24 protein-coding genes and 2 pseudogenes are annotated in these 26,696 nt (G+C 39.7%); 20 read left to right on the forward strand and 6 right to left on the reverse strand.

Annotation, left to right across the window (positions count from 1 at the left end; translation table 11 throughout):
* The first annotated feature begins 831 nt into the window (after positions 1-831).
* From HNR44_RS03010 to HNR44_RS03105, 20 genes and pseudogenes are all read left to right on the forward strand, one after another.
* The gene (locus HNR44_RS03010) at positions 832-1,839 is read left to right on the forward strand and encodes a 4-hydroxythreonine-4-phosphate dehydrogenase PdxA (protein WP_184402624.1); all 1,008 of its coding nucleotides are present in this window, start codon (positions 832-834) and stop codon (positions 1,837-1,839) included.
* Positions 1,840-1,858: 19 nt separating this feature from the next.
* On the forward strand, positions 1,859-2,803 hold the full coding sequence (locus tag HNR44_RS03015) for a tripartite tricarboxylate transporter substrate binding protein (RefSeq protein WP_184402625.1): 945 nt from the start codon (positions 1,859-1,861) through the stop codon (positions 2,801-2,803).
* A 39-nt stretch (positions 2,804-2,842) separates the two neighbouring features.
* On the forward strand, positions 2,843-3,349 hold the full coding sequence (locus tag HNR44_RS03020) for a tripartite tricarboxylate transporter TctB family protein (RefSeq protein ID WP_184402626.1): 507 nt from the start codon (positions 2,843-2,845) through the stop codon (positions 3,347-3,349).
* A 36-nt stretch (positions 3,350-3,385) separates the two neighbouring features.
* Positions 3,386-4,888 carry a tripartite tricarboxylate transporter permease gene (locus HNR44_RS03025; RefSeq protein WP_184402627.1) on the forward strand — a complete coding sequence of 501 codons (1,503 nt, stop codon included), beginning with the start codon at positions 3,386-3,388 and terminating at the stop codon, positions 4,886-4,888.
* Positions 4,889-5,089: 201 nt separating this feature from the next.
* Positions 5,090-5,788 (forward strand): FadR/GntR family transcriptional regulator, encoded by a 699-nt coding sequence (locus HNR44_RS03030; protein ID WP_184402628.1) that lies wholly within the window; start codon positions 5,090-5,092, stop codon positions 5,786-5,788.
* A 129-nt stretch (positions 5,789-5,917) separates the two neighbouring features.
* Complete coding sequence (gene kdgD, locus HNR44_RS03035; protein WP_184402629.1) at positions 5,918-6,847, forward strand: 5-dehydro-4-deoxyglucarate dehydratase; 930 nt, start codon at positions 5,918-5,920, stop codon at positions 6,845-6,847.
* 12 nt (positions 6,848-6,859) lie between these two features.
* Complete coding sequence (locus HNR44_RS03040; RefSeq protein WP_184402630.1) at positions 6,860-7,873, forward strand: mannonate dehydratase; 1,014 nt, start codon at positions 6,860-6,862, stop codon at positions 7,871-7,873.
* 27 nt (positions 7,874-7,900) lie between these two features.
* A complete protein-coding gene (locus HNR44_RS03045) occupies positions 7,901-8,398 on the forward strand; it encodes a tripartite tricarboxylate transporter TctB family protein (RefSeq protein ID WP_184402631.1) in 498 nt (165 codons plus the stop codon).
* An 18-nt stretch (positions 8,399-8,416) separates the two neighbouring features.
* Positions 8,417-9,934, forward strand: a complete 1,518-nt coding sequence (locus HNR44_RS03050) for a tripartite tricarboxylate transporter permease (RefSeq protein ID WP_184402632.1) — start codon at positions 8,417-8,419, stop codon at positions 9,932-9,934.
* Between the two features lie 222 nt (positions 9,935-10,156).
* Positions 10,157-11,221 (forward strand): tripartite tricarboxylate transporter substrate binding protein, encoded by a 1,065-nt coding sequence (locus HNR44_RS03055; protein WP_184402633.1) that lies wholly within the window; start codon positions 10,157-10,159, stop codon positions 11,219-11,221.
* Between the two features lie 83 nt (positions 11,222-11,304).
* Positions 11,305-12,048 (forward strand): HpcH/HpaI aldolase family protein, encoded by a 744-nt coding sequence (locus HNR44_RS03060; RefSeq protein WP_184402634.1) that lies wholly within the window; start codon positions 11,305-11,307, stop codon positions 12,046-12,048.
* Positions 12,049-12,078: 30 nt separating this feature from the next.
* Positions 12,079-12,949: pseudogene (locus HNR44_RS03065) on the forward strand (5-dehydro-4-deoxyglucarate dehydratase).
* 52 nt (positions 12,950-13,001) lie between these two features.
* Positions 13,002-14,744 (forward strand): L-arabinonate dehydratase, encoded by a 1,743-nt coding sequence (gene araD / locus HNR44_RS03070; RefSeq protein ID WP_184402635.1) that lies wholly within the window; start codon positions 13,002-13,004, stop codon positions 14,742-14,744.
* 113 nt (positions 14,745-14,857) lie between these two features.
* A complete protein-coding gene (locus HNR44_RS17595; RefSeq protein WP_281381368.1) occupies positions 14,858-15,703 on the forward strand; it encodes an enolase C-terminal domain-like protein in 846 nt (281 codons plus the stop codon).
* Positions 15,609-15,950 (forward strand): enolase C-terminal domain-like protein, encoded by a 342-nt coding sequence (locus HNR44_RS17995; RefSeq protein WP_425489445.1) that lies wholly within the window; start codon positions 15,609-15,611, stop codon positions 15,948-15,950. The genes HNR44_RS17595 and HNR44_RS17995 overlap by 95 nt, the downstream gene beginning before the upstream one ends.
* A 21-nt stretch (positions 15,951-15,971) precedes the next feature.
* Positions 15,972-17,129 carry a mandelate racemase/muconate lactonizing enzyme family protein gene (locus HNR44_RS03085; RefSeq protein WP_184402637.1) on the forward strand — a complete coding sequence of 386 codons (1,158 nt, stop codon included), beginning with the start codon at positions 15,972-15,974 and terminating at the stop codon, positions 17,127-17,129.
* A 135-nt stretch (positions 17,130-17,264) separates the two neighbouring features.
* Positions 17,265-18,512 carry a nickel pincer cofactor-dependent isomerase, group 22 gene (locus HNR44_RS03090; RefSeq protein ID WP_184402638.1) on the forward strand — a complete coding sequence of 416 codons (1,248 nt, stop codon included), beginning with the start codon at positions 17,265-17,267 and terminating at the stop codon, positions 18,510-18,512.
* Between the two features lie 42 nt (positions 18,513-18,554).
* Complete coding sequence (locus HNR44_RS03095; RefSeq protein ID WP_184402639.1) at positions 18,555-19,505, forward strand: dihydrodipicolinate synthase family protein; 951 nt, start codon at positions 18,555-18,557, stop codon at positions 19,503-19,505.
* A gap of 155 nt (positions 19,506-19,660) precedes the next feature.
* On the forward strand, positions 19,661-19,966 hold the full coding sequence (locus tag HNR44_RS03100) for a hypothetical protein (RefSeq protein ID WP_184402640.1): 306 nt from the start codon (positions 19,661-19,663) through the stop codon (positions 19,964-19,966).
* A gap of 423 nt (positions 19,967-20,389) precedes the next feature.
* Positions 20,390-20,653: a hypothetical protein gene (locus HNR44_RS03105; RefSeq protein ID WP_184402641.1), complete on the forward strand. Its 264-nt coding sequence runs from the start codon at positions 20,390-20,392 to the stop codon at positions 20,651-20,653.
* Between the two features lie 39 nt (positions 20,654-20,692).
* On the opposite strand, the gene HNR44_RS03110 is transcribed toward HNR44_RS03105, so the two are convergent.
* The 6 genes and pseudogenes from HNR44_RS03110 to HNR44_RS03135 form a co-directional block, all read right to left on the reverse strand.
* Positions 20,693-21,886 carry a hydroxyacid-oxoacid transhydrogenase gene (locus HNR44_RS03110; protein WP_184402642.1) on the reverse strand — a complete coding sequence of 398 codons (1,194 nt, stop codon included), beginning with the start codon at positions 21,884-21,886 and terminating at the stop codon, positions 20,693-20,695.
* A 29-nt stretch (positions 21,887-21,915) separates the two neighbouring features.
* Positions 21,916-23,352, reverse strand: a complete 1,437-nt coding sequence (locus HNR44_RS03115) for an aldehyde dehydrogenase family protein (RefSeq protein ID WP_184402643.1) — start codon at positions 23,350-23,352, stop codon at positions 21,916-21,918.
* A gap of 35 nt (positions 23,353-23,387) precedes the next feature.
* Positions 23,388-24,377: pseudogene (locus tag HNR44_RS03120) on the reverse strand (Ldh family oxidoreductase).
* 40 nt (positions 24,378-24,417) lie between these two features.
* Positions 24,418-25,362, reverse strand: coding sequence for a Bug family tripartite tricarboxylate transporter substrate binding protein (locus HNR44_RS03125; protein ID WP_184402644.1), 945 nt, complete (start codon positions 25,360-25,362; stop codon positions 24,418-24,420).
* An 89-nt stretch (positions 25,363-25,451) separates the two neighbouring features.
* Positions 25,452-25,868: a gamma carbonic anhydrase family protein gene (locus HNR44_RS03130; RefSeq protein ID WP_184402645.1), complete on the reverse strand. Its 417-nt coding sequence runs from the start codon at positions 25,866-25,868 to the stop codon at positions 25,452-25,454.
* A 24-nt stretch (positions 25,869-25,892) separates the two neighbouring features.
* Entirely contained in the window at positions 25,893-26,690 is a 798-nt protein-coding gene (locus tag HNR44_RS03135) for an enoyl-CoA hydratase/isomerase family protein (RefSeq protein ID WP_184402646.1), read from the reverse strand.
* Positions 26,691-26,696: the final 6 nt, after the last annotated feature.

Consider the following 26,696-nt stretch of genomic DNA (forward strand, 5'->3'; position numbering starts at 1 on the left):
ACTATTCCCTTGGTACACTTCTATTTAAATAATTTCGATATAAAAACTAAGTTTACTATTTAAAACCTGGAGAAGGGATCAAAAATACTTTGATTTTATCGGGAAGTAGTTTTATCTTTGTATAGGATTCAAGAACATATACGACCTGGGATATTACAAGGAGGTGATGCTATTCTTAGGGACATTGGAGTCTGATACACGGGTACAGTTGATTAAAAAACACGAGAATGAGGTTCCCGGCCTATGCGTCTTATAGGTAAAGCTCAACTCCCTAATTCAGAACTCATAGGCTTTCCAGACAAGCTGGTTAGATCGATTAAAATAACTTAAAAAATGTAAGCGCTTAAAAAGTTGTTTTAAGAGAGAATGTTGATACATGGAAGAATTAAAAGAACCCCCGATGCTGATACTTATGACTTACCGTCATCAGAAAAACGTTTTCTAGTTGAGCTCAATATTCGGGAAGAACTTTCGAGCGTAGAAGGACCCAATGCATTGAAGCCAACGTTGGAAGAAATTGAACATAATATTTTAATTGCGCACAGAGTTTCCAGGGTAGTTGAATTATGTTACTGACAGATGAGAAATTCTAGAAATGTGCCAATTTTCCAAGGGAAGTGGAAGGGAATTAGGCCTGTTTGTTGGACCACGCGGAACTTGAGGTGTAAGCGCCTAAGTGTTAACATAAGCCGGCTAGGTTATTATCTTGCGCCATGAAGGCATGGGTCAACTCCTGTATTCAAGCTTATTACTCAGAAAAAAAGGGGCAAGGATTTAGATAGCCCAAAAGAAACTTATAAACTAAAAATTTATAATTGAGAGGTGTAACGGATGGATAAACAAACCATTACATTAACATTAGGAGATTCATCAGGGATTGGACCTGAACTTGTCGTTAAGGCATTGAATGATATGGACCTTCGTGATAGTGCTAATTGGATTATTGTTGGAGACGAAGAAATTTTTAACAAAGGAATGAAAATTGCCGGTAAGACTTTGACCTATAATAGGATTTCAAACATCGAGGAATTTGACCCACAGGCAGGAAATCTTTGGTTTATTGATTTAAATAACATGAATGCAAGCGATTACAATATCGGAGAACTTTCGGCTGCTTCAGGTAAGCAATCGGGAGAGGCGTTGAAATACGCAATGAATATTGCATTAGATAACTACGCAGATGCTGTCGTGTACGGTCCATTAAATAAGGATGCTCTTCATAAGGGAGGTTTTAATTTTCATGATGATCTACACTTTTTCGCAGACTTATTAAATTGCAAGGAAGGGTTTGGCGAAGTTAACGTGATGGACGACCTATGGGTGACTAGGGTAACTTCTCATATCCCGTTGCGAGAAGTGAGAGAAAACATTTCTGAGGAAAGGGTGAGAAAAACAATTGAGTTTGCTCATGGCATCTTAACACAAGCGAATATTGAAAATCCAAAACTCGCTGTATCAGCTTTAAATCCCCATGCAGGCGATAACGGTCTTCTTGGTGACGAGGAGTATGACATTATCAAGCCGGCAATCGAGAAAGTTCAGAATAAAGGGATTAATGTAGCGGGACCCTATCCTTCAGACACCATTTTAAACGAGAGGAAGAAGCTTGATTTCGATTGTATGATCGCTATGTATCATGATCAAGCCCAAATTGGCATGAAGTTATTAGGTTTTAACCGTGGAGTGACGATTAGTGGTGGGTTACCAGTTATTTTGACGACACCAGCTCACGGAACGGCTTTTGATATAGCTGGAAAAAATAAAGCAGACGAAGGGGCCATGATTCATGCAATGAGAAAAGCACAAGATCTAATCAGCAAGGAAGTTACTCAAAAATAATATACGAGGAGGTATTTTTATGAAAGGGAAAGTGCTGTTATTGGCTTCTATCGGGTTGTCAGTTTTTCTAACTGGTTGTGATGCAGTAAGTTCAGAGAGTGTAGAAGACTATCCTTCAAGAGACATCGAAATACTTGTCGGCCATGGGCCAGGTGGAGGAACAGATGTTTTCGCAAGAACAGTTGGAGATTTATTAGAAGAGGAATTAGGCGTCAATATTAATATCGTCAATATGGAAGGCGCAGGTGGAGCGACAGCCAAAAATGAGGCAGGAAGCCGGCCAGGTGACGGTTATACACTGGTTGCTAGTTCTGCATTTGCGCCAGCTACTGCTCAGGGGAATATTGAAGGTTTAGATGATCTTCGACCTGTAGCAAGAATGCAGTCAGATGTTTTTACTGTTTTAGCAAATCCGGAAGTATACGAAGATTTTGATGAGTTTGTAGAAGCGGCTGAAAACGAGGGTGTTGAGGTTGGTGGTGTCGGAGCAGGTGATATGGATGAAATCACTGCAAATTTACTAATTGAAGAAACTGGCCTTGATATCAATTATGTTTCTTTTGAAGGAGCCGGAGATATGCATGCAGCTGCGTTAGGCGGCCATATTGATGCAATGATGGAGGAGCCTGGCCCTGCTGTTGAGTATATTTCATCAGGGGATTTAATACCTCTCATAGCATTTAATGATGAACGATTGGATGATTTCGAAGATATACCTACCACAGTAGAAAAAGATATTGATCTCATAGATGGTGTTGAAAGAGGATTTGTAGCGCCTGCTGATACACCGGATGAAATCGTCTCCGAAATTGAGAGCGCTTTACAAAACGTTTATGAAAGCGAAGAATACCAGCAGCATGCTGAAGATCAATATTTAACATACCGGGAAGGTTGGCTAGGTTCTGAAGAATATGAACAAAAATTAGAAGAAGATATTGAAAGAATTTCTGAAGTCATTGATTAATGCCATATATATGGGATAACAATCGGGAGGGGGGTAAAAATGGCTGCTAGTAAGCTTACACCCATTATTTGGATTATCTTTGCACTGACATTTATTGCGTTTGGTTTACAACTGCCTATTATCGAGTCTGGGGGGGCAGGCCTTGGGCCTGGCGGATGGCCGATTATTGTGCTTTCAATCATGCTTGTAGGAGCCATTGTTCTTTTAGTTCAGGAAATTCGTTCCAATGATAAGCCGAAAGAAACAGAATCGGATGAAGAAGAAAATATGTTAGAAGGAGAAGTAGTTCGTGCGAATAATCATTGGCACCTGCTAAGCAGCTTAATTGCTTACTTGATACTTGTTCCAATATTAGGTTTTGTTTTAACAACAATATTCTTTATTCTTTTTGTGATCTGGAGAATGGGCTCAAAAAGTTGGTTAAAGAACATTGGTGTATCATTGATAACGACTGCTCTATTTATCTTCGTATTCGGCAATTTGCTTAACATTCCGTTACCTAGAGGGGCCGGAATCCTAAGGGAACTAAGCTTTCTTTTATACTAAAAGTTCGGGAACACATTTATAATGGAGGCATCCATCATGATTGAAAGTTTACTCATGGGGATTGAAACTGTTTTTCAACCCCTCAACCTATTAATATTGTTCTCAGCCGTATTTATTGGTTTTTTAGGTGGCGCCCTCCCCGGTATCAGTGGAACAATGCTCGTCGTTATATTGCTGCCGATCACCTATGGTTTTGATACCACGAGCGCCTTTCTGTTGCTGACGGCGATATATGCAGCTACTGTTTTTTCAGGAATGATCAGTGCAATATTATTTAGAACCCCGGGTACACCAGAGGCAGTAGCAACAGTTTTTGACGGTTACCCGATGGCTAAAAGTGGACATAGTAGCCGAGCACTAGGGATAGCCATTGTTAGTTCTGGCATAGGTGGGATATTCGGGACCTTAGTGCTGATCTTTCTGACGCCAGTTCTCGCAAGTGTTGCTTTAACATTTTCTTCCCCCGAATTTTTCGGACTGGCATTATTAGGCTTGACAGTGGTCGCATCCTTGAGTGCAGGTCAACTCTCAAAAGGGATTATCGGTGTGGCTTTTGGGTTGTTTATTGCCACTATCGGCATTGATCCTTTATCCGGAACTCAAAGATACACGTTTGATATGAATGGTTTATCGGCGGGAGTGGAATTAATCCCCGTTTTAATCGGTTTGTTTGCTGTTGCTGAAGTATTAAAAAAAGGACGAGAGAACACAAAAGAAAAACAGGAAGCATCAAATACTAAAATAAAAATATTTGAAAAAGAAATCTTTAAGAAGATTTATAGGACCATTACAAGATCATCCTTAATGGGCACATTTATCGGAATTCTTCCGGGTGTTGGTGCCACTACCGCTTCCATGCTTAGTTATAGTGAAGCTGTACGTTGGTCAAAAAACCCTAAAAAATTTGGGAAAGGCGCTCCAGAGGGGATTGCAGCACCAGAATCGGCTAATAACTCTGCTGCTATGGGTGCTTTAGTTCCTTTGCTGGCTTTAGGTATACCTGGAAGTGCTACAACGGCCGTCCTTATTGGGGCATTTATTTTGCATGGCCTGCAACCCGGACCGAATTTATTAGAGACCCAAAGTAACTTGGTCTATGCTATTTTTATCGGGTTGCTTATCGTGAATACACTAATTATTGTTTGTTCAAAACCATTTATAAAATTATTCACAAAGATCATGAATATCCCTTATTATATCTTAGGACCAATTATTCTTATGTTTTGTATCATTGGAACTTTTGCGGTTCGAAATTCTGTCTTTGATGTATGGGTTATGCTTATTTTTGGGGCATTAGGATATTTGTTTACAAGGATAAATTTCCCTGTGGCTCCAATTGTTTTAGGTGTTGTATTAGGCCCCATTGCTGAGGATGAATTTAGACGCTCTCTGCAATTGTCTGGTGGCAATTGGTTTGTCTTTTTCGAACGTCCGGTTAGTGCGGGATTGATTATAGTTGCTGTTTTGTTTTTAGTATATCCGTTAATTAAAAAGCTTTTTAAGAAAAGCAAGTCATCGTTACAATCGGAAGCTGGGTGACATTTACAGTAGTATAGAAAAAATAGTGCTTAGACTGCAGGTTATTTATCTGCAGTGTTTTTGTGTTTAGCGGACAAAGGTAGAGACAGCTAAATAACTTGACGAAATTTTATAATTGTCATACATTATAAACATAAGATCAATTCTTCAATTTACTACAAATGTTATACAAACACTGTCGGAAAGGAAGATAAACTAAAGATGAACGAAAAAGCAAACTTAATCGATAATCCTTTGAGTCGAAAGACATTGTCAAAGCAAGTAGAGGAGAGAATTGTAGACCTTTTGTTAAGTAATAAATTAAAGCCCGGAGATAAGCTTCCTCCGGAAATGGATCTCATAGAAATGCTTGGCGTAAGCCGCCCAGTATTGAGAGAGGCGATGAGTTCATTAGAGTCATTAGGAGTGATAAGACGAAAGGCAAGGGACGGTACTTATTTTGCTGAAAAGATTGGTTTTAAACCTTTTTCAACAATGCTCTCTATCGTTAACGATAATATTGAGGCGATTATTGAAGCGCGTATGACGGTAGAACTAGGTATTGTTACACTGGCTGCAGAGAAAATATCGGAGACTGATTTATTGAGACTCAAGGAAACAATAGAATCCATTCGTTGCAGTGAAGATAATAACTATGGAGAAGCTGATATAAACTTTCATCAGATTATTGCCTCAAGTGTTGAAAACCCAATTTTACAAGGAATGATTGACTCACTTATACTCACACATGCGAAAGTAAATGCTCAAATCCCACACCGAGAAAAAGAAAAGACCGTTGCCCATCATGAAGCAATTTACGATGCACTGGAACAAAGAAACCCTGAGGCATCGTTTAGACAAATGTATAAACATTTAGACTTTGTACGCGATAAAATACTTAATCAAAGAGAACAAAACTAATTTTTTGTCAAATTAGGTAAAAAACTTTTTATGTATGACAAATAAAAGAATATTGACTACTATTCATAATTGTCTTACAATAAAATATAATTAAATATTTGAATGGAATTAAGAGAGGAGAAATGTTGTATGAACAGGAGAAGACAAATTCCAAAAGGGATTCTTGGATTTCCGGTTGCGCCATTCACGGAACAAGGGTGTATTGATGAGAAAGCGCTTAATGAAAATATAAACTTCTTAGTAGATGAAGGACTTGAAGCGATTTTTATTGCTTGCGGTTCAGGAGAATTTCATGCATTGAGTATGGATGAATATCGTCAAATGATTGATGTGGCGATAGAAACCACGAAAGGGAGGGTGCCTGTTTACGCGGGTGTTGGTGGTAACATCACTGCTGCGCTAGAGCAAGCGCGGATATCCGAAGAGAAAGGAGTTGATGGCTACCTAATTCTACCACCTTATTTAATTGCGGGTGAACAAAAAGGACTTATCGATTACTTAAGTACAATTATAAGCAGCACGGATCTGAATGCAATTGTTTACCAGCGAGATAACGCAATCCTAGAATTGAAAGCGCTTCAAAAATTGTTGGGTTTTCCTCAGTTGGTCGGTCTAAAAGATGGAGTTGGCAATAATGAACAAAATATTCTCTTTACCCAGAATATTGGTGATCGGTTAACGTGGTTAAATGGCATGCCTATGGCAGAAGTAACCATGCCCGCGTATCTTCCATTAGGTTTTAATGGTTATTCGTCAGCTATTTCGAATTATATTCCGCATATCTCAAGGTTATTTTATACAGCATTGATTGAGGGAGATAAAAAAACTGTAAATGAACTACATCGAGAAATAATTCTTCCAATTAATAAAATTAGAAATAAACGAAAAGGGTATGCCGTGTCATTACTAAAAGCTGGAATGGAGATTGTTGGCATGGATGTTAAAAATAAAGTGCGTCCACCTGTTATACCTGTTGAAAGAGAGGATTATGAACAACTTGCGAGTATTATTGAATATGCCTATGACAAATACCCAAGAGCTAGTAAGCAAGAACGATAAGGGGGATTAACAATGAATGTTTCTATCACTGTAAATACTACAGATTTGACTGACATTGATTTAAAACAATTAAGTCAACTAGGTGTCGACTATGTGGATTTTGGCAATGGCGCTTCCTTTAAAGGTGTAAAGGAGCAAGGGCATCCCGATATAGATGCATTGTTAAAACTAAGGAAAAGAATTCAATCGTGGGGACTGGATATTAATCGAGTGACTTTACCTAATATTACAAAAACATTTATGGAGGATAATGAAAACAATGAGATCGAGGTTGAAAACTCTCTACAAGCTATTCGGGTTTTTGGAGAAGCGGGTATTAAAATAGTAAGGCAGCGATTTGCGGGAGATACATATGCTGGAGTGACGAAAGATTATTCCGCTTTGCAGCGGGGTGGCGCTTACTCAAGAGGTGAAAGTCTGCATTTTAATAAAAATCCGGAAATCACACGAACTGTAGAGGAGCATAATGCTTGGTGGGAGTCATTTAGTAAAGCTTATCAAAAACTTGTGCTTAAATCTTTGGATCACGACATGAAACTCGCGATGCATCCATCCGATAGCCCAATCCCAGGCACCCCTTTTGATAGTGTAGGTTACCATCGGATCATTGATCAGTTTCCGAATAAAAACGTTGGCTATATCTATTGTGTGGGGACAAGAGCCGAGGCGGGCGGCACACCTTTGGTTTTAGATGAAATAAATCACTATGGAAGAAAGAACCGTATCTTTCTTGTCCATTTCAGAAATGTCAAAGGCACCTTCCCCACTGCGGGAGCATTCGAAGAAGCGCTATTGGACGATGGAGATATGAACATGTTCAAAATTCTTCTGGAACTTCGCAAAGTAGGTTTTAATGGCTGTCTGAATCCAGATCATGTTCCTTTAATGGAAGGGGATAATCCTGATTTGAACAGCAATTGGTCGAATTCTAATATAGGATGGACGGCATCGAGCATTGGATTTGCCTATTCCATTGGGTACATTAAAGCCATGCTGGCTGCGTTGACGGAGTTTGAAGGACGATAATGGTAAACGTGGACAAGGAGGGAGTAGATGATTGAAAAATACGGGGATCTCTACGCGAGTGTATTTTTCTTAATTTTTGCTATTTTCATGTATATTGCTACCTTAAACTTTCAGCAATCAGACCTGGTTGTACTCACGATTGGTTCCGAATTTGTACCACAGCTGGCAGCAGGAGGTATATTTATTTTCGCCTTTCTCCTGCTTATTAAAGGCATAAAGACAGCAAAAGCTATGAACAAAGACGAGGCCGCTGACGTTCAGACATCAAAACCTTTCCATAAAACCAAAGTGTTCACTGTCGGAGCCACTATACTATTAATCGTTCTCTATGTGACCTTAATTACTCAGATCGGCTTTTTAATCACGACAGTGGTCTATCTTGTGTTACAGATGTATGTTTTGGCGGAACCCATTAAGAGGAATCTCTTCTTATTCGTAAGTATTGCGATTATTACTTCCGGATCGGTATATTTTGTTTTCAGGGAGTTCTTCAATTTATTTTTACCTTCAGGCATTCTCGGCTAAAGGAGGGGTTAGAAACATATGTTTGAAATGGTGCAAGAAGCTTTTGCTACTGTATTCACTCTCGAAACGTTATTTCTAATTATCGGTGGCACCGCTCTGGGGCTTGTTTTTGGTTCAATACCAGGGTTAACCGCAACAATGGCAATTGCCATTTGTTTGCCTTTGACTTTTGGAATGGATCCAGGTAATGGGATGGCTTTACTGATGGGATTATATATTGGGGGTGTTTCAGGTGGACTTATTCCCGCAATCTTGCTGAATATTCCGGGGACACCATCAAGCGTGTCGACTACATTTGATGGCTATCCCATGGCTCAAAACGGGGACGCAGGCAAAGCATTTGGCTTCGCAATTGTGTTTTCATTTTTAGGGGGATTATTCAGCATCCTCATATTAATGTTCCTTTCGCCAGCTTTGGCAGATATTGCTCTCGGTTTTGGTCCTTTTGAATTTTTTGCGGTAACGATATTTGCATTAACCATGATTGCCAGCTTATCAGGGGACTCGATCATCCGTGGCATATTAAGTGGATTTGTTGGGCTTTTCTTAGGTTTTGTTGGTTCTGCCCCTATCGACTCTTACCCTAGGTTTACGTTTGGTTTCGACCAATTGGATGCGGGTTTTGCAATTCTACCGGTATTAATTGGTTTGTTTGCTATCTCGGAAGTGTTAAAAAACGCGGAGCAGAGAGGTAGCGGGGTTTCCAATACAAAGAAAATCCAATATAAAATAAAAGGTTTGGGATTTTCACTTGCCGAGTTTATCCAGCAGGGGTGGAACGGTTTAAGATCCTTTGTTATTGGCGTTGGTATTGGGATTTTACCAGGTGTCGGTGGGGGAACAGCGAATATTATTGCCTATGGTACAGCAAAGAATCGCTCCAAATATCCAGAAAAATTTGGAACAGGGATCAATGATGGTGTTGTCGCTTCAGAAGGCTCGAACAATGCAGCTATTGGTGGTGCGCTCATCCCGTTAATTGCTCTTGGAATTCCGGGTGATACGGTGACTGCCCTTCTACTTGGGGGGTTAATGTTACATGGTCTAAATCCCGGTCCACTTCTCTTTGAACAAAGCGGGGATGTTGTTTATATCATTTTTGCATCATTAATTATAGCAAATGTTATTATGTGTCTCTTTTTGTTCTTTGGGATGAGAATGTTTGTGAAGTTACTGAGTATTCCCCAGCACATTTTACTGCCTATTATAATAGTTTTGTGTGTGGTAGGAGGGTTTGGTGTGAACAATAGGATATTTGATGCAGCTGCATTGGTATTCATAGGTCTTCTGGGTTATGCACTGATTAAATTCAAATTCCCAATTGTTCCGATTATCATTGGTTTTATATTGGGACCGATTGCCGAAACGAATTTAAGCAGGGGTCTTATGCAGTCGCAAGGAGATTTCTCACCATTCTTCACACAGCCCATCGCGGCTTTTTTCCTTCTACTTACATTTGTATCTGTCGGTATTAAAATATGGCAAAATTTTAAGAAAAAAATTAAAACAGATGATTCCACTACAGCGTCATTATAATGTGATACTTCAAATTAAGGAGGGTTAAACACCGATAAAAGGAGTTGAATAATCGGTTTTGCGCAGTCAATCAAAGGGAGTGAATTTAAGGCTCAACCAGTAGAATTATTTATTAGGAAGAACCTATTAAATATAATATAAATTTAAAGGGGGATTTAATATGGATAGAAGTAGTTTTGTGACATGTTAAATGGAATATAATTTTATGAGGAGGGAATTAGTATGAAGATATTCAAACCTGTTTTGTTTTTTGGCTTTTTTACGGCGATTTTGATGGGGTGTTCAGCAGAGGAAGAGCCGGTAGAAGGAAATGATGCAGCAAATGAAGGCGAAACGGAAGAAAGTGCGGATGACAGTGCCGATGAAGCGGATGAAAAAACAAACGGGGAAAGCGATGTAGATTACCCGATGGAAACAATTGAAGTCGTTGTTCCGGCAGGCCCCGGTGGGGATACAGATATGAATTCAAGAAATATATCTGAACATCTGCAGGAAGAATTGGGTGAGGATATCATTGTGAGAAATGTTGAGGGTGGAGGCGGAACAACGGGAAGCAGTGAAATATTGAATGCGGAACCTGACGGCCATCAGGTGTTGTTTTTCCACAATGGAATGTTAGTTAATGAAATCTTAGGTCTTGCCGATTATGGTTTTAGAGATTTCGAACTTGCAGGAATTCCTGTTATGGATGAAGGGAATGGCTTCTTCGTTAGCGGGGACTCACAATTTGATGATGCTGAAGACTTTATTCAGCACGGCCAAGAATACCCTCGGGAAGCATCAGTTGCCACAGAGGTGGGGAGTTTTACTCATGTACAGCTTCTTGCAATTGAAGATGAAACGGGTGCTGATTTCAATATTGTAGATGTAGGTGGTGCTTCAGATAAAATAGCCGCTCTACTGGGTGGACAAATTGATGTTGCCCCATTCCAATATGGTTCAGCGGTAGAGTATATTGAATCTGGGGATTTTAAAACCTTAGGTATCCTAGCTGAGGATAGCGTGGATTTAATGCCTGATGTACCAACCTTTACAGAACAGGGCGTAGATGCCTCCTTTGAGAAATTTTTCTTCTTCGGCTTTCCGCCAGAGACGCCTGATGAAATTGTTACTACATTCTCAGAGGCCGTAGAAACTGTAGTGGAAGAAAATGAAGAATATCAACAGGCATCTGAAGATTTTTATGTTTCTCCTGATTTCCATGATCCGGATGAAACCTATGATGTAATGAGTGAAGCTTACGATTATTATGAACAATTATTGGAGGGTGTAGAAGCGGATCAATAAAGATAAACAATGAAAAATCGCCCATAGAACATATCAGTTTTATGGGTGAATCGCTTACAATTCATTACATAAGGGATGAGATTATGAAGCCACTAAAGTTAAACCAAAATAATATCGGCTGTTTTATAAATATTCCATCACCTGGGTTGGCAGAAATGGCGGCTCTTTCAGGTTTTGATATGATCGTTCCGGATATGGAACATGGAGCTTTTACTTGGACAGATCTTGAAAATATGATTAGGGCGTGTGAAATAGCGGAAACCCCTTGCGTCGTTCGGATCCCTGAACGGAGAAGAGAATATATTTTAAAAGCTCTAGATAGTGGGGCTTCAGGCATCCAAGTGCCGATGATCGAAACAAAAGATCAAGCTGAAGAAGTTGTCAGTATGGCCAAATATCCGCCTATAGGTAAGAGGGGGGTGTCATTTGGTCAAAGGGCCGCTAGGTACGGGACTTTCAGTGAAAAAAGTTTATATATGGAAAAAGAAAATAAAAGTACGGCAGTTATTATTCAGATTGAGAGTTTGCAAGCGGCTGAAAATATCGACGAAATTTTATACGTAACGGGTGTTGACGTCATTTTTATTGGACCAACCGATTTAGCCGTCTCAATGGGATTTGGTCATGATTTACAAAACCGTAAAGTTATAGAGGTGATACAAAAGGTAAAAATGAAAGCATTGTTAGCCGGAAAGGTCGTAGGAATTTTGGGAGGAAGTGCGGATTTACTAAGGAGATATAAAGATGAAAATATAAACTACTTGTTGACCTCTATCCAAACGATTGTGAACAAAGGATCAAACGAATATAACCTTATTAAGGAGTGAGTCAACTTATGGGAAGTAAAAAAAGAAAATATACCATCAGGGATTTTGGGTTTTCCTGTAGCGCCCTTTAATTCACGAAATGTCTTGGACGAGAACACGTTTAAAAAAATGTGAAATTTTGATGAATCTTTGTAGGGGCAGGGTCAGCTGAGTATCAATCATTAAGCCCTCAGGAATATGAAGCCATGTTAGAAATTGCTGCGTCTGAAGTCAATGGCAGAGTCCCGGTTTATTCAGGAATTGGTGGAATGTCAAGTCCGTTGTTGAACTTGCAAAACTATCTGAAAAGCATGGGTTGGATGGATTTATGGTGAACAGGATGGACTGCTCAGCTATTACCAATCAATTATTGAAAGCACAGAACTGAATGCAATTTTATATCAAAGGAATAATGCTGTTTTTTACTGTTGAAACTGTCAAAAAATTAGCTGAACACCCACGAGTTGTTGGTTTGAAAGACGGATTTGGCAATATGGAATTAAATATAGAGTTAGTAAAAACCATTGGTGATGACATAAGTTGGATGAATGGTATGCCGTTTTAAGAAGTCACACATCCAGCTTACCACTCAATAGGGTTTGATTCTTATTCATCTGCCATTTCTAACTATATTCCGCATATTTCGAGAATGTTTTATAATGCACTAAAGGATAACAATCAGGACACGATCAATGAATTATACAAAGATGTAATCCTTCCACTAAACAACGTTAGAAAAAAAAGAAACGGCTATGCGGTCTCTTTGCTTAAAGCCGGAATGGAGATTGTTGGATTACCTGTTGGCGGATATGTACGTCCTCCGCTTATTCAAGTTGAAAAAGATCACTATGATCAATTGGAAACGATACTGAAAAAAGTATTTGAAAAATATCCTGTACCAACTAAATCATCTACTTATTAAAATTGTTGAGCAACTATTGGGAAAATACCACCAAATATTTGGAGGAGTTATCATGACTGAAAATAATAAAAAAACACCTGAAACACTTCGGAGCGCACGATGGTTAGCAGCGAATGACTTTCGAAGCTTTAATCACCGGTCCCGAATGATGCAAATGGGTTACGGAAAGGAAGACTGGGAAGGTGCACCGATCATTGCAATTTTAAGCACATGGTCAGATTTGAATCCTTGTCATCATCATTTTAAAAATCGGATTGAAGATGTGAAAAGGGGGGTTACTATGGCTGGCGGTCTGCCGGTAGAGCTGCCCTGTTTGTCACTCTTTGAAAATTTCGTAAAACCTTCGGCTTTACTATACCGCAATATGTTAGCGATGGAAGTAGAGGAATTATTACGGTCAAATCCGATTGATGGCGTTATATTAATGGGGGGGTGTGATAAGACGACTCCGGGGTTGCTTCTTGGAGCCATCAGTATGCAGATCCCCACGATTTTTATTCCTGCAGGACCAATGCTCAGAGGAAACTACAGAGGAGAAACCCTCGGTTCAGGCTCCGATGCTTTTAAGTATTGGGATGAATATCGGGCTGATAATATCTCATCAGAAGAATTGGAGGGGATATGTGGCGGGATCGCACGGAGTGCGGGAACTTGTATGACAATGGGGACTGCCAGCACGATGACAGCGATCACTGAGGCAATTGGACTGTCTTTACCCGGTGCATCATCCATTCCGGCTGTGGACACAAGTCATAATAGAATGTGCGCCAGATCAGGAAAACGAGTGGTTGAAATGGTCTGGGAAGACATTACACCGAAGAAAATTCTAACAAAAAACTCTTTTAAAAATGGAATCTCAGTTGCAATGGCGATGGGATGTTCGACAAATGCCATTATCCATTTAATCGCTCTTGCAAGAAGAGCGGATTGCGATATTAATCTGGTCGATTTTGATAATGTCAGTCGGGAAGTACCGGTTATTGCGAATGTACGCCCGAGCGGCGACAATTATTTAATGGAAGATTTCTATTATGCGGGCGGTATCTTAGGATTGATGAATCGTCTCAAAGATTTTCTTTACCTTAACGCTGAAACCGTCTCAGGGAAAACAGTTGGGGAAAATACTCGTCCCGGAGAAGTTTATAACAATGATGTCATCCGTCACTTAGATAACCCGATCTATAAAGAAGGCGCGCTCGCCGTTTTAAAAGGGAACTTAGCGCCAAATGGCTGTGTGATAAAGGCGAGTGCTTGCAATCCGAAATTTTTGCACCATTCCGGCCAGGCGATCGTATTTGATGATTACCCTTCCTATAAATCTTTTGTTGATAATGAAACAATTGATATTACAGAAGATCATATACTAATACTCAGAAACGCTGGTCCGAAAGGCGGCCCTGGTATGCCTGAGTGGGGAATGCTGCCGATTCCTACGAAATTAGTCAAACAAGGTGTTCGGGATATGCTGAGGATTTCTGATGCGCGAATGAGCGGCACTAGTTATGGCGCATGTATTCTTCACGTTTCTCCGGAATCTTTTGTGGGCGGGGCACTGGGGCTCGTACAAACCGGGGATACCATTACCGTTCATGTTGAAAATCGATCCATCGATGTTGAAGTTTCAGATGAAGAGTTAGAAAAAAGAAAAGAAAAATGGGTACAGCCGCCTGCCAGATTTCAACGCGGTTATGGATGGATGTATACGAATCACATTCAACAGGCCGATAAAGGATGCGATTTTGATTATTTAGAAACGAGCTTTGGAGAGCCTACTGGTGAACCGGCTATTCATTGAGTGGATGGGAGATTTCTTTAAATATGAAGATCACAAAAATAGAAACGTTCCGTGTACGTGAACACCCCCGCGAGCTTATTCTAAGAATTCATACGGATTAAGGTTTTATCGGTCTGGGGGAGACAAACGCCAAAACAGGACCTGTTGAGGAAATGATTCATAGTGTCTGTGCAGATTTATTAATGAGGGGAGGTCCCCGCAATATTGAACATATTTGGTTTAAATTGTTCCGTATTTTTAATCACCATGGGTATGCTGGCACAGAAATGAGGGCGTTAAGCGCGATAGATATAGCCCTTTGGGATATTTTAGGTAAAATATCTAACTTGCCTGTATATCGCTTGTTAGGCGGAGCGTGCAGAGATGAAATTAAAGTTTATAATACATGCGTAGGTTATATCGATAACGATGATCGCAATAAATTTATGACAGAGCCGGAAAAATTAGCGGAGGAATTATTAGAAAAAGGCATTCGTGTCATGAAAATTTGGCCGTTTGATGAATTAAGCGCAGATTTTCAAGGTCAATATATATATCCTGAGATGATTAAAAAGGGCATCGAACCATTCCGGAAAATCCGAAACCATTTTGGAAACGAAATCGAACTCGCCTTAGAAGGACATGGACGCTGGAATCTTCCGAGCGCAATAAGAATTGCGCAGGAACTGGAAGAATTAAATTTGCTTTGGCTGGAAGATATGATGCCAGTGACAAATGTTGAAACAATAAAGCAACTAAAAGATGCGGTGAACACCCCGATAGGGGCGAGTGAGCGGTTATTTACGCGATATCAATATCAATCCTTGCTAAATATTTACGGAGCAGATAGCCGCTTGGATGGGAGGCATTACGGAAACCAAAAAAATTGCAACATTAGCGGAAGGGTACGCCCTTCCTTTTGCTCCTCACAATTGCGGCGGGCCTATATTAAATGCAGTGAATGCTCATATTTGTTATAACATTCCTAATTTATGGCTCATGGAGACCGTACGCGCATTTATGAGACGTATTATACACATATTATTACTGGGTCGCCCGAAGAATGGAAGCGTAAAACCACTGGAAAAAGCAGGATTAGGCGTTGAATTGAAAGATGAGTTTCTTCAGCGAAGTGATCTAAGCTACAGAGTATCTGAAAGCGAGGCCTTAAATAGAGAAGAGAAGGTTTATACAACTTCAGCAATCGGCGATCCTTGGAAAACATAATAGATACGAGGGGATGAAAAGATGAAAATTACTGATGTAAAATTAACAGCCATAGGGATGCCGCGCTTAACAGGATTCGTAAATAAACATGTCATGATTCAATTGTTGACAGATGAGGGGGTTGATGGGATAGGGGAAATGTCCGACTTCTCTCACCTACCGAAATACACCATAGATATCGTGGACCTGGAGAGGACGTTACAGCAACTACTTATTGGGCAGAATCCGTTTAATATCGCGTCGATCAATTTGGATTTAAGCAATAATTTTCCAGAAGCAATGTATTATTATGAGAAAGGAAGTTTCGTTCGAAACGGAGTTGATACCGCCCTTTATGATGTATGTGCCAAATTTTTAGGGGTATCCGTCTCCGACTTCATAGGCGGGCGGCTCCGTGAAAAAATTAAAGTATGTTATCCAATTTTTAGACACCGATTTATGGAGGAAGTAGAAGAAAATATTGAGGTCGTACGTAAACAATTTGAAAAAGGATTCGATGTATTCCGCCTTTATGTGAGTAAAAACGAAGAGGCGGATGAACAATTTTTATACCGAATTAACGAAGAATTCGGAGGCAAAGTAAAAATTAAATCATTGGATTTCAGTCATTTACTTGATTGGAAACAAGCGTGGAGAATTGCGAAAAGACTTACGAAATATCCTGTTGATCTTATCGAGAGTCCCGCGTACCGCAATGACTTTGAAGGTTTAAGAAACTTCCGGATGAAGTGTGACCTTCCGGTTAGTGAGCATGTTTGGAGTTTAAGGCAACAATTAGAAATGATCAAACATGACTCCGTAGATATTTTCAATGTCTCCCCAATCTTCATTGGAGGAATAACATCCGCTAGAAAAGCTGCCGAAACTGCAGAAGTAGCGGGAAAGAGTTTGCTGTTGGGTACTACGCAGGAATTATCCATTGGTACTACTGCTATGGCTTACTTTGGGGCGGCGCTCGGTAACCTTGACTATATATCTGATCCAACAGGTCCGGAGCTATACGTTGGCGATATAGTGAAAAATAAAGTGAAATACAGGGATGGCTATCTGTATTTACCTGATCGTAAATCAACAGGCCTAGGGATGGAAATTGATTGGGGATTAGTGGATAAGTATCGTATTAAAGATTTATCTTGGGAAGATGTAACTGTTCATCAATTACAAGATCGAACGTCATAAACTGCAAAGAAGTAAATGGAAATGGCCATTAGTAATAATTAATTCAGCCAATACGCTACGCTAGCTAGTGTAGTGCCAATTTTGTCAACGTTGATGGTCTTAGTAACTATCAATAAACGAAGACAGGTGATAAGCATGAGTGTGATTAACACAATCCTGGAAGATATCCCCGTACCGAAAATGATTAAGGTTAAACAGAACTTTTATGCTCCGGAGGTTCAAAACATTGTTTCTGAGATGCATGTATCCATTCAGCAGGCGAATGTCCTGTCCAGAATATCTAAAGGCGATCGGGTAGCCATTGGAATAGGGAGCCGTGGACTTGCAGATCTCCATATTCTGACTCGAGAAATGGTCAATGCGGTTAAATCCGTTGGGGGAGAGCCATTTATTTTCCCTGCGATGGGAAGTCATGGAGGAGCAACCGCAAAGGGACAGCGAGAAGTGTTAGAAAACTTGGGTATTACCGAAGATTTTATTGGAGCGCCGATTAGTTGTAGTATGGAGGTTGTCGAAATAGGCAGATTACCTAATGGGTTAGCGGTCTACCTGGATAAAGAAGCCCATCAAGCAGATAAAATTATGTTTATTGCGAGAATTAAACCTCATACAGCATTTCGTGGTCCTTATGAAAGTGGGCTTGCAAAAATGATAACAATCGGGTTTGGTAAGCAAAAAGGAGCAGAATCTGCACATGCCCATAGCTTTAAATATATGGCCAAACATGTTCCTGATATGGCAAAAATGGTAATAGATAAGGCTCCTATAATATTTGGGCTAGGTACGATTGAAAATGCTTATGACCGCATAGCAAAGGTTGTGGCAATACCCGCGGAAAAAATATTAGAAGATGAACCAGATTTATTGGAAGAAGCCAAATCTCTCATGCCACGTATTCTGTTTGATCCTATTGATGTACTCGTCATTGATGAGATTGGAAAAGACATTTCCGGAAGTGGGATGGATCCAAATATTACAGGAAGATTTGCTACCCCATACGCAAGCGGTGGCCCGGAGGTTAATAGTATTGCAGTTTTAGACCTTACGAAAGAAACACAGGGAAATGCTAATGGAATTGGTAATGCAGATATAACTACTAGGAAATTGTTTGAAAAAATTGAATGGGAAAAAGGATTTGCAAATGCGCTGACGAGTACAGTTTCCAAAACCGTAAAGCTCCCAATGTTCCTAGACAGTGATAAATTAGCAGTGCAAGCAGCTATAAAAACCGCTGCACTTGAAGATTCAACGAAAATTCGTTTAATCTGGATAAAAAACACTCTTCAACTTAAAGAGATATGGATTTCAGAAGCACTTCTGGAAAATGCAAAGGAAAACAATGACATTGAAATATTGGGTGAATCTGAGTATATGGCTTGGTGATCAAAGAATAATTTTAAATATTGATAAGAGAGTGATGATATTATGAATTATAAAGAAATAAGTAAGAAACTAGAAACAGTTTCTGCTATTAATATGTTGCCATTTGACGAACTAACAAAAGATATCAATTGGGAAGGCTTGAAGGAAAATATTCACTTTCTGCTTAATCATGGTGCAGAAGTAATAGTTCCGAATGGAAATACAGGTGAATTTTATGCTCTCACTCTCCAGGAGGCAAAAGCAGTCAACAAAAAGGTAGTAGAATTGGTAGATGGTCAAGCAACTGTGGTTTCAGGAATTGGTTATTCGGTAGATACAGCCATTGAGCTGGGGGAAGCGGCAGATAGGGATGGTGCAGACTGTGTTATGATTCATCAGCCTATCCACCCGTATATTACAAATAAAGGTGCAGTTATCTATTTTAAGAAAATAATTGAAAGCTTAAACCTCCCCTCTATTATATATTTTAAGGATCCAGATTTAAGTGATGAGGTAATAAAGGAATTGGCCCCACTGGAAAAGCTTGTTGGGGTGAAATATGCCATAAATGATCTTCCGAGATTAACGAAGGTCATTCGTGATGTTCCAAAAGAACATAATATTGCTTGGATTTGCGGGACTGCAGAAAAATGGGCCCCTTTCTTTCATAATTCGGGTACAGTGGGATTCACATCAGGTCTTATTAATGTCCATCCTGAAAAGTGTTTTGAAATGCTTCACGCCCTGCGTAATGAAGATCATGCGAAAGTATGGGAAGTATGGGAAGAGATACTAGCGTTTGAAGATTTACGATCAAAGTATAATAATGGGAACAATGTAGTTGTAATTAAAGAAACAATGGAACAATTAGGTATGCTTGGTGGTGTTACCAGGGAGCCTGTTTCTCCATTAAATGAGATAGATAAACAAGAAGTTAGTCAGATCATCCATGAGTGGAAATCAACGATGCAGCCAGCTTCAATGAATCATTATCTATTAAATACCGTAGATTAGTACCATTTCATTGAAACCTAATAAGATCCTTGGTTAATGTAGAAACCTTTATCACTTTAGGGGTTTGCTAATATGAAAAATTTAATTCGTTTTACGGGTATTAACTGGTCTACGTAGTGTTGCATGTTCTCACTTCTTTCTTGGAAAAGAATTGAATGTTGAACTTAATGAGTGTTAGCGGATTGGCAGCTTTACTACTTGCTCTGCCCCACTTAAAACCAAGATATGGACCGGTACCTTATTTTCTAACAATCGCCTCGCTGGTCATTGGCTATTTTTCCTTGGAAAATGAGTTATGGGCACAAATATGGGATGGGGTTAGAGAGATGAGCAGCATCATTTTGCTGCTCATTATTGTTCCTCTTATTAGTTGGGTGCTGCGCGAAGAAAACTATATTGAAGCGTTAATCATTCTGCGAAAAATCTATTTAATACAAGTAAGCGTTTCTATGCCGGTCTAATGTTTATTACTCAATTCGTGGCCTACTTCCTCTTGTTTGGCGCGATTCCAATGTTGTTTCAATCTTTGCAGGTCTTACTTGGTGACAAAAAGGGAGAAGACTGGGAGTATTTCAAAGGCACAGCCCTATTACGCGGCTTTGGTTTGAGTACAATTTGGTCGACGATCTATTATATAGTGAAAAAAGAAATCCCTTCGTTTAATCGGTCAAACTAGTGAATACTTGCGAAAAGGAATGATTAATAAATCTCAAGAACTAGGTAATTATGCTCTCAGCGGGAATGCTGATTAACATTGTCCATACGACCGGGGTGGGAATGTGGGCCGTGGACACTATATTAGCAATATCTGCGTCTACATTTATCCATATGTTTTGGATTTTTCCTTTTCTTGTAATTTTTTTAGGTTTTATAGGACTTGGCCATTGACAGTAATGGTCTTAGTCGGAGGAATATTGCAAGGCGCCCAATTGCCATGTCCACCCGAGTTAATTGTCCTATGTCTTACTGTGGGGAGTGCGATTACTGTCTTCTTGTCCCCGTTCATTTTACCGATCATCGTATTAGGTCAATCAAATGGATTGAGCATGTGGAAAAACGGTTTTAACATCGGATATTCGATTGCTTTTTATATAGTCGTTCAGGTTTATCTAATGATTATGGTTAGAAGTCGCAGTATAATAAAATAACCGGTGGAGCTACATGTCCACCGGCATATTCTCTTTAGCTTAGTAAGCTTTTTGAAGTAGTTCCACTAAATTTTCTTTTCTAGGTGTCTTTGGATTATTGCGAGCCAAGCGTTCAATGTGAACAGTTTTGCTCGCGATTTCTTCTAAATCTTCTTCCTTAATTCCAAGACTTGAAAGTTTTGTTGGAAGATTAATATCTTGTAAAAGCTCTTCAACAGCGTCTGCTGCAGCGTATATTGCTTCAGGTTTTTCATTATGCGGGGAGAAGATCTGAGTAATTTTCGCCATTTTATCTCGGGAGACTGAATAGTTATAGCGCATGACATAGGGTAATAGAAGTCCTGTAATCTCTCCATGTGGAGATTTAACTTTACCCCCTATGGGATAGGCAAGCGCATGAGCCAAGGCATTACCGGCATTCGAAAAGGCCATACCCGCGAGAAGACTTCCCGCAAGCATATTTTCGAGAGCTTTTAGGTTGTTGCCTTGGTGAACGGCCAAAACAAGGTTCTCACGAATAAGTTCAATAGCTTTTAATGCCAAAGCATCTGTTATTGGAAAAGAGCCTTGGAATAGTATATCTCCCGAGGCATTTATATGTTTATATTCCAGGGCTGTATATGATTCAATGGCATGTGATAAAGCGTCAATGCCTGCACATGCTGTAACATAAGGAGGTAATCCTATTGTCAATTCCGGATCAAGTAAAGCAACTGCTGGACGTAAATAATTATCAGAAATCCCTACTTTCAAGTTATTTTCTGTATCATTAACTACAGCAACTGAAGTGACTTCAGAGCCCGTTCCGGCAGTGGTAGGTATCGCTATTAACGGAGTAATGGGGCCCGGTACATTTCCTTCTTCAAAGTAATCTCTTGGATGGCCTCCATACTCAATCAATAAAGCAACTACTTTTGCTAAATCTATACTGCTGCCTCCACCAAGGCCGATAATAACATCCGGATTAAGTTCATTCTTTGAAAAGCTGTACGCCTCCAAAACGCTGGAAATAGGAGGTTCAGGAGTTGCTTGATCATATATCACAAATTGATAGTCATGGAATTTTAGATGCTTCAACAATTTCTCCAAAATCCCTGCTTGAACAATGCCCTGATCTGTGATTATAAACACATTTTTTGCATTATAACGTTTTAGGAGCTTATCTATTTTTTGTATGGAACCATTCCCGAAAATTATATTTCTTGTAGAAAAATATTCCCAAACATTTCTCATACTGTCATAGATCCTTTCCTTTTTATAATCTATAAGTGCATCGTAATTACCTTTTCATTCGTCATTTCTTCAATAGCGCTGCGTGGGCCTTCTTTTCCAATACCGCTGTCTTTTATTCCTCCGTAGGGGAGAATATCTGCACGGAAAGTAGAAACATCATTAATATTTACTCCGCCAAACTCCAATTTTTGGGCCGCTTTCATCGCAATGTGAAAATTAGAAGTAAACAGACCTGCTTGCAATCCAAATCTCGAATCGTTCACTCTTTTGAATACTTCATCAATCTCATCATACGGGACGATACTAATCACTGGTGCAAATACTTCTTCACACATGACTTTCATATTTTCTGTTACATTGGTTAAAATGGTGGGATAAAACAGAGCCCCTTCTCTTTGACCGCCAGTTGCTATATGAGCTCCTTCTTCTAAAGCTTCCTTGACCCAATTTTCTGCTCTTTCGGCTTCATCAATACTAATCATTGGTCCTATATTTGTCGTTTCTAACTCTGGATTTCCGACAGTGAATGATTCAGCAAGTTTTGTTGCCTCTTCAATGACTTCATGATATATAGAACGATGAACATAAATACGCTGCACAGAAATACATGCTTGACCAGAATTTGAATAACCTCTTGATATAACTAATTGTACTGCTCTCTTTAAATCCAGAGTGTCATGATGAATAATGTTTGGAGAATTACTACCTAATTCAAGAGTTACTTTTCTTATCCCGGAATTGTTTTTAATCTCTCTTCCAACATTCGGGCTCCCTGTAAAAGTAAACATTGCAATTCTCTTATCTTTTAAAAGCATAGGGCCTGTTTCTTTTCCAAACCCATTTACTACATTGATGTACCCGCTTGGCAAACCGGCTTTTAACATTATTTCAGCTATTTTAATAGCGGTAACCGGTGTTCTTTCAGCGGGTTTTAAGACAATTGTATTTCCAGCGGCAATCGCCGGAGCAACTTTATGAGCCGTTAAGTTAAATGGGAAATTAAATGGCGTAATTGCACAAATTACTCCAACCGGAACGCGAATGGAAAAGGCCATTTTTTCATCGTTTCCAGGTTGTCCATGAATGGGCAATCCTTGTCCGGATATTTGCTTTGCTTCTTCTGCTGAAGCTATAAAGGTTTGAATGCCACGATCTACTTCAGCTTTTGCATCATTGATAGTTTTTCCCGCTTCTCGGCAAATTATCATCGCTATTTCATCTTTTCGTTCTTTAAACAGCTCTGCGGATCTTATGAGAATATGGTGACGATCAGTAGCTGTAAGCTTTACATTTTGGAAGGTATCATATGCACTCGTTACTGCTTTATCAATAAGTTGTTTGTTAGCTTTAGCAACATGGGCGAACGGTTCATGGGTATATTTATTTTCAACTAAAAAGGTTTCTTCGCTTTTAATCCATTCACCGTTGACCAGATTTCCTTGTTTGTTCGACGTTTGTATAGTCATTGCATGTTCCTCCTTATCAACCTTTCATCACACAGTCATGAACTCAGAAAATCATAAACAGAAGATGGGATCGGGATACCTTCTTTAAATCTTTTTTCAGCTAGATTTTGTTCGGGTTTACCATGCACGAAAACATTCGCAAATCCTTCAGCGGGTGTCGATGAATGTAGTTCGTCAATCATTTGATCAACTTGTTTATAAAACATACTTTGTGGGGTAAACAATCCAGGGTCTATGACAAAAATAAAATGTCCAAGCTCTCGAAATTGTCATACATAGGAGTGATATGGGGCCTAAAATTTGAACCTGTTAAAATACCAGAGAAGATGTCCACCATCATGCCAAGGCCATATCCTTTTGGACCTCCAAACGGGAGCATTGCTGCAACTTCATTCGGATCTGTAACCGGAATTTTATGATCGTTTACACCCCAATCACTGGGGATTTGTTCCCCGATTCTCTTGCTTTTAACACTTTGCCAAACGCTGCGTTACTTGTGGCCATATCAAGTATAATTGGTTTATGTTGTAGCGTCGGCACCCCAAAGGCGATCGGATTAGTGCCAAAAAATGATTCTGCTCCGCAAAAAGGTACAATATATTTATCGGTGTGAGTCATCATCATGGTAATTAAACCTTTTTCGGCAGCTCGCTGAACAAAATAGGAAAGAGCGCCACAGTGACTACTGTTTCTAACTCCGACTATACTGCTGCCATACTCTTTAGCATTTTCAATGGCTATGTGTCCATAGTCTCGCTTGCAATCACATGACCTAAACCATAATCGCCATCAAAAAGAAGTGTATGATGATTCTTTTTTTGAGTAGAAAAACTTGGGTCGGTTTTAATTCCTCCTGCGTGTATTCGCTTACAATAATGTTCTGTTCGTAGTGATCCGTGTGAGCTGACTCCGCGCAAGTCAGCATGCACAAGGATTTCTGCAGTTATTTCAGCATGTGATTGCTGAACCCCCTCCCTTGATAATCGATGTGAAACTAGTTGTTGTAATTCTTTGTGATGATAAATTTATTTTTCATACTACCCTCCTACAATACATGCTAAACATTTATTCAACTATTTCAGTATAATCTTCTATATCCTCTGCCAACTCTTCTTCATATTCATCAGCACCTAACCAACCTTCCCGATACGTCAAGTATTGGTCTTCTGCATGCTGTTGGTATTCTTCGGTCTGGTATACCTCAGATAAAGCGTCTTCAAGTACGGATACAATTTCATCAGGGGTATCTGTAGGTACAACCATACCTCTCTCGATACCATTTGTGACGTCAATATCGTTCTCGACAGTAGTAGGAACATCTTCAAAATCGTCCAGCCTTTCTTCATTCAACACAATAAGGGGGTGGAGTTCTTCTGATTCGAGATAATCGACAACAGGCCCGATTTCTTCAAAAATTGCATCTATATGCCCCCCTAATGCGGCCGCATGCATATCTCCCGCTCCTTCAAAAGCCACATAATTAATGTCGAGGCCTGTCTCTTCAGCCAATATTTCAACAATGACTTCGTCATTGCCACCTGCTCCTGTGCCTCCAACCTCAATACCAACGTTTTCAGCAGCTTCCACAAACTCATCATAATCTTCATATACTTCGGGATTAGCCATAATGGTTCCGACATCGTGTTGCATCCTAGCCAAAGGTCGCAAGCCATCTAACCCTTCAGCATAATTCCCGTTTGCAGTTGTGATGGCGAATGCAGATATAGCGGCCATTGTATATCCATCACCAGGTCGGTTGGCTGCTTCGCTTTTACCCGTCGCTCCACCAGCACCCTCCATATTAACGACATTAATATTCACGCCTAACTCATGTTCCAGTAAATCGGATACCGTTCTTGCGTAAACGTCTGTTCCACCACCGGGACCATGTCCAACGATCATTTCGATATCTCTTGTTGGATAATCCTCTGCACTTTCAGAACTTTCTGCGGAACAACCGGCCAATAGTGTTAAGAATCCGACAGTGGTAAACAATAATTTTGTTCTCAAAATAAGTCCTCCTTTATTCCTTCTTCATGAAAACGTTTACTATTGTTTTTATAGAATCTACACCAGCTTCAATATTCTCTTTTAATTGACTAGATACCGATTTTTAACTCTTTTGCAAGAACACCTGCAGCAATCGTCTCTTTCGCTATGATTTTATTTTCACCTACAACAGCTCCTTTTTTGATATGCGCGCCGTTGAGTACTACAGCTCCCATTCCAATCATTTTACCTTCTTCAATTGTGCAGCCATGAATAACGGTACGATGTCCAATGGTAACATTCTCGCCAATAACAAGAGGGTATCCGGGGTCAACATGAAGAATACTCCCTTCTTGTATATTTGTTCCTGTACCTACCTTGATTGGCTCATTATCTCCTCTTAATACAGAAGTGAACCATACAGAGGTATTTTTATGGAGTTCTACTTGACCGATAATATAAGCCCCAGGGGCTATATACGTTGTAGGATCGATTGAAGGTTCATGTTTGCCTAGATTGTAAATCATCTTTAACCATCCTTATTACAGCCGTTATGAGTATTTGAAATTCGCTTTTCGCTTATCAAGAAAAGCATTCACACCTTCTTGATAGTCTTCTGATACAAAAGAATCGAGAATAAGTCGAGCAGTTTCATCTGAATCTTCTGTAGCTCCTTCTAAAACCTCATTGACAATACGTTTAGAACCTCGTACAGCGAATTGGGCATTATCACAAATAGTACGAGCATAAGATTTCGTTTCTTCTTGAATGTTTTCACTACTGAAAATCCGATCAATGAGGCCGATATTGATAGCTTCTTCGGCATTTAATAAACGACCCGTATATAAAATATCTTTAGCTTTAGCTGGTCCAACAAGATCAACAACATTCTTTGTCCCCGGTGTGTTATAGACGAGCCCTAAACGAGCGGGTGTAATACCAAATTTTCCTTTTTCATCACTAAAGCGGAAGTCGCAAGCAACGGCAATTTCACACCCACCACCAACGCAAAACCCTTGAATCATGGCAATCGTAGGCTTGGAAGCATTCATAATGGCTTTTTCGGCAATCATAGTTTGTTCATTATAATGAGCCGCACTCTCTGCTGTATAGCGGTGTGTCTTAAACTCACTAATATCTGCTCCTGCCGAGAAAGCCTTTTCATCAATGCTTTGAAATATAATCACTTTTACATTCGGGTTGCTGTCACATTCATTGATGATTTCAGGGATTTCTTTCCATATTTCATAGGTGAGAGCATTTCTTTTTTGGGGACGATTAAAATAAATAGTGGCAATCTCGTTGTTAACCTCGTAATAAATATCTTTTTTGGTTTTAGTTTCTTCCATGGATAT

Source organism: Geomicrobium halophilum, assembly GCF_014207655.1.
GTDB classification, from domain to species: domain Bacteria; phylum Bacillota; class Bacilli; order Bacillales; family Marinococcaceae; genus Geomicrobium; species Geomicrobium halophilum.

Coding starts and splice junctions, on each gene's coding strand:
- HNR44_RS03100 (WP_184402640.1), top strand. CDS start 19,661: ATGTTGAACTTAATGAGTGTTAGCGGATTGGCAGCTTTACTACTTGCT.
- HNR44_RS03040 (WP_184402630.1), top strand. CDS start 6,860: ATGAATGTTTCTATCACTGTAAATACTACAGATTTGACTGACATTGAT.
- HNR44_RS03110 (WP_184402642.1), bottom strand. CDS start 21,886: ATGAGAAATGTTTGGGAATATTTTTCTACAAGAAATATAATTTTCGGG.
- HNR44_RS03030 (WP_184402628.1), top strand. CDS start 5,090: ATGAACGAAAAAGCAAACTTAATCGATAATCCTTTGAGTCGAAAGACA.
- HNR44_RS03095 (WP_184402639.1), top strand. CDS start 18,555: ATGAATTATAAAGAAATAAGTAAGAAACTAGAAACAGTTTCTGCTATT.
- HNR44_RS03015 (WP_184402625.1), top strand. CDS start 1,859: ATGAAAGGGAAAGTGCTGTTATTGGCTTCTATCGGGTTGTCAGTTTTT.
- HNR44_RS03045 (WP_184402631.1), top strand. CDS start 7,901: ATGATTGAAAAATACGGGGATCTCTACGCGAGTGTATTTTTCTTAATT.
- HNR44_RS03085 (WP_184402637.1), top strand. CDS start 15,972: ATGAAAATTACTGATGTAAAATTAACAGCCATAGGGATGCCGCGCTTA.
- HNR44_RS03010 (WP_184402624.1), top strand. CDS start 832: ATGGATAAACAAACCATTACATTAACATTAGGAGATTCATCAGGGATT.
- HNR44_RS03050 (WP_184402632.1), top strand. CDS start 8,417: ATGTTTGAAATGGTGCAAGAAGCTTTTGCTACTGTATTCACTCTCGAA.
- HNR44_RS03090 (WP_184402638.1), top strand. CDS start 17,265: ATGAGTGTGATTAACACAATCCTGGAAGATATCCCCGTACCGAAAATG.
- HNR44_RS03020 (WP_184402626.1), top strand. CDS start 2,843: ATGGCTGCTAGTAAGCTTACACCCATTATTTGGATTATCTTTGCACTG.
- HNR44_RS03130 (WP_184402645.1), bottom strand. CDS start 25,868: ATGATTTACAATCTAGGCAAACATGAACCTTCAATCGATCCTACAACG.
- HNR44_RS03135 (WP_184402646.1), bottom strand. CDS start 26,690: ATGGAAGAAACTAAAACCAAAAAAGATATTTATTACGAGGTTAACAAC.
- HNR44_RS03025 (WP_184402627.1), top strand. CDS start 3,386: ATGATTGAAAGTTTACTCATGGGGATTGAAACTGTTTTTCAACCCCTC.
- araD (WP_184402635.1), top strand. CDS start 13,002: ATGACTGAAAATAATAAAAAAACACCTGAAACACTTCGGAGCGCACGA.
- HNR44_RS03115 (WP_184402643.1), bottom strand. CDS start 23,352: ATGACTATACAAACGTCGAACAAACAAGGAAATCTGGTCAACGGTGAA.
- kdgD (WP_184402629.1), top strand. CDS start 5,918: ATGAACAGGAGAAGACAAATTCCAAAAGGGATTCTTGGATTTCCGGTT.
- HNR44_RS03055 (WP_184402633.1), top strand. CDS start 10,157: ATGAAGATATTCAAACCTGTTTTGTTTTTTGGCTTTTTTACGGCGATT.
- HNR44_RS03060 (WP_184402634.1), top strand. CDS start 11,305: ATGAAGCCACTAAAGTTAAACCAAAATAATATCGGCTGTTTTATAAAT.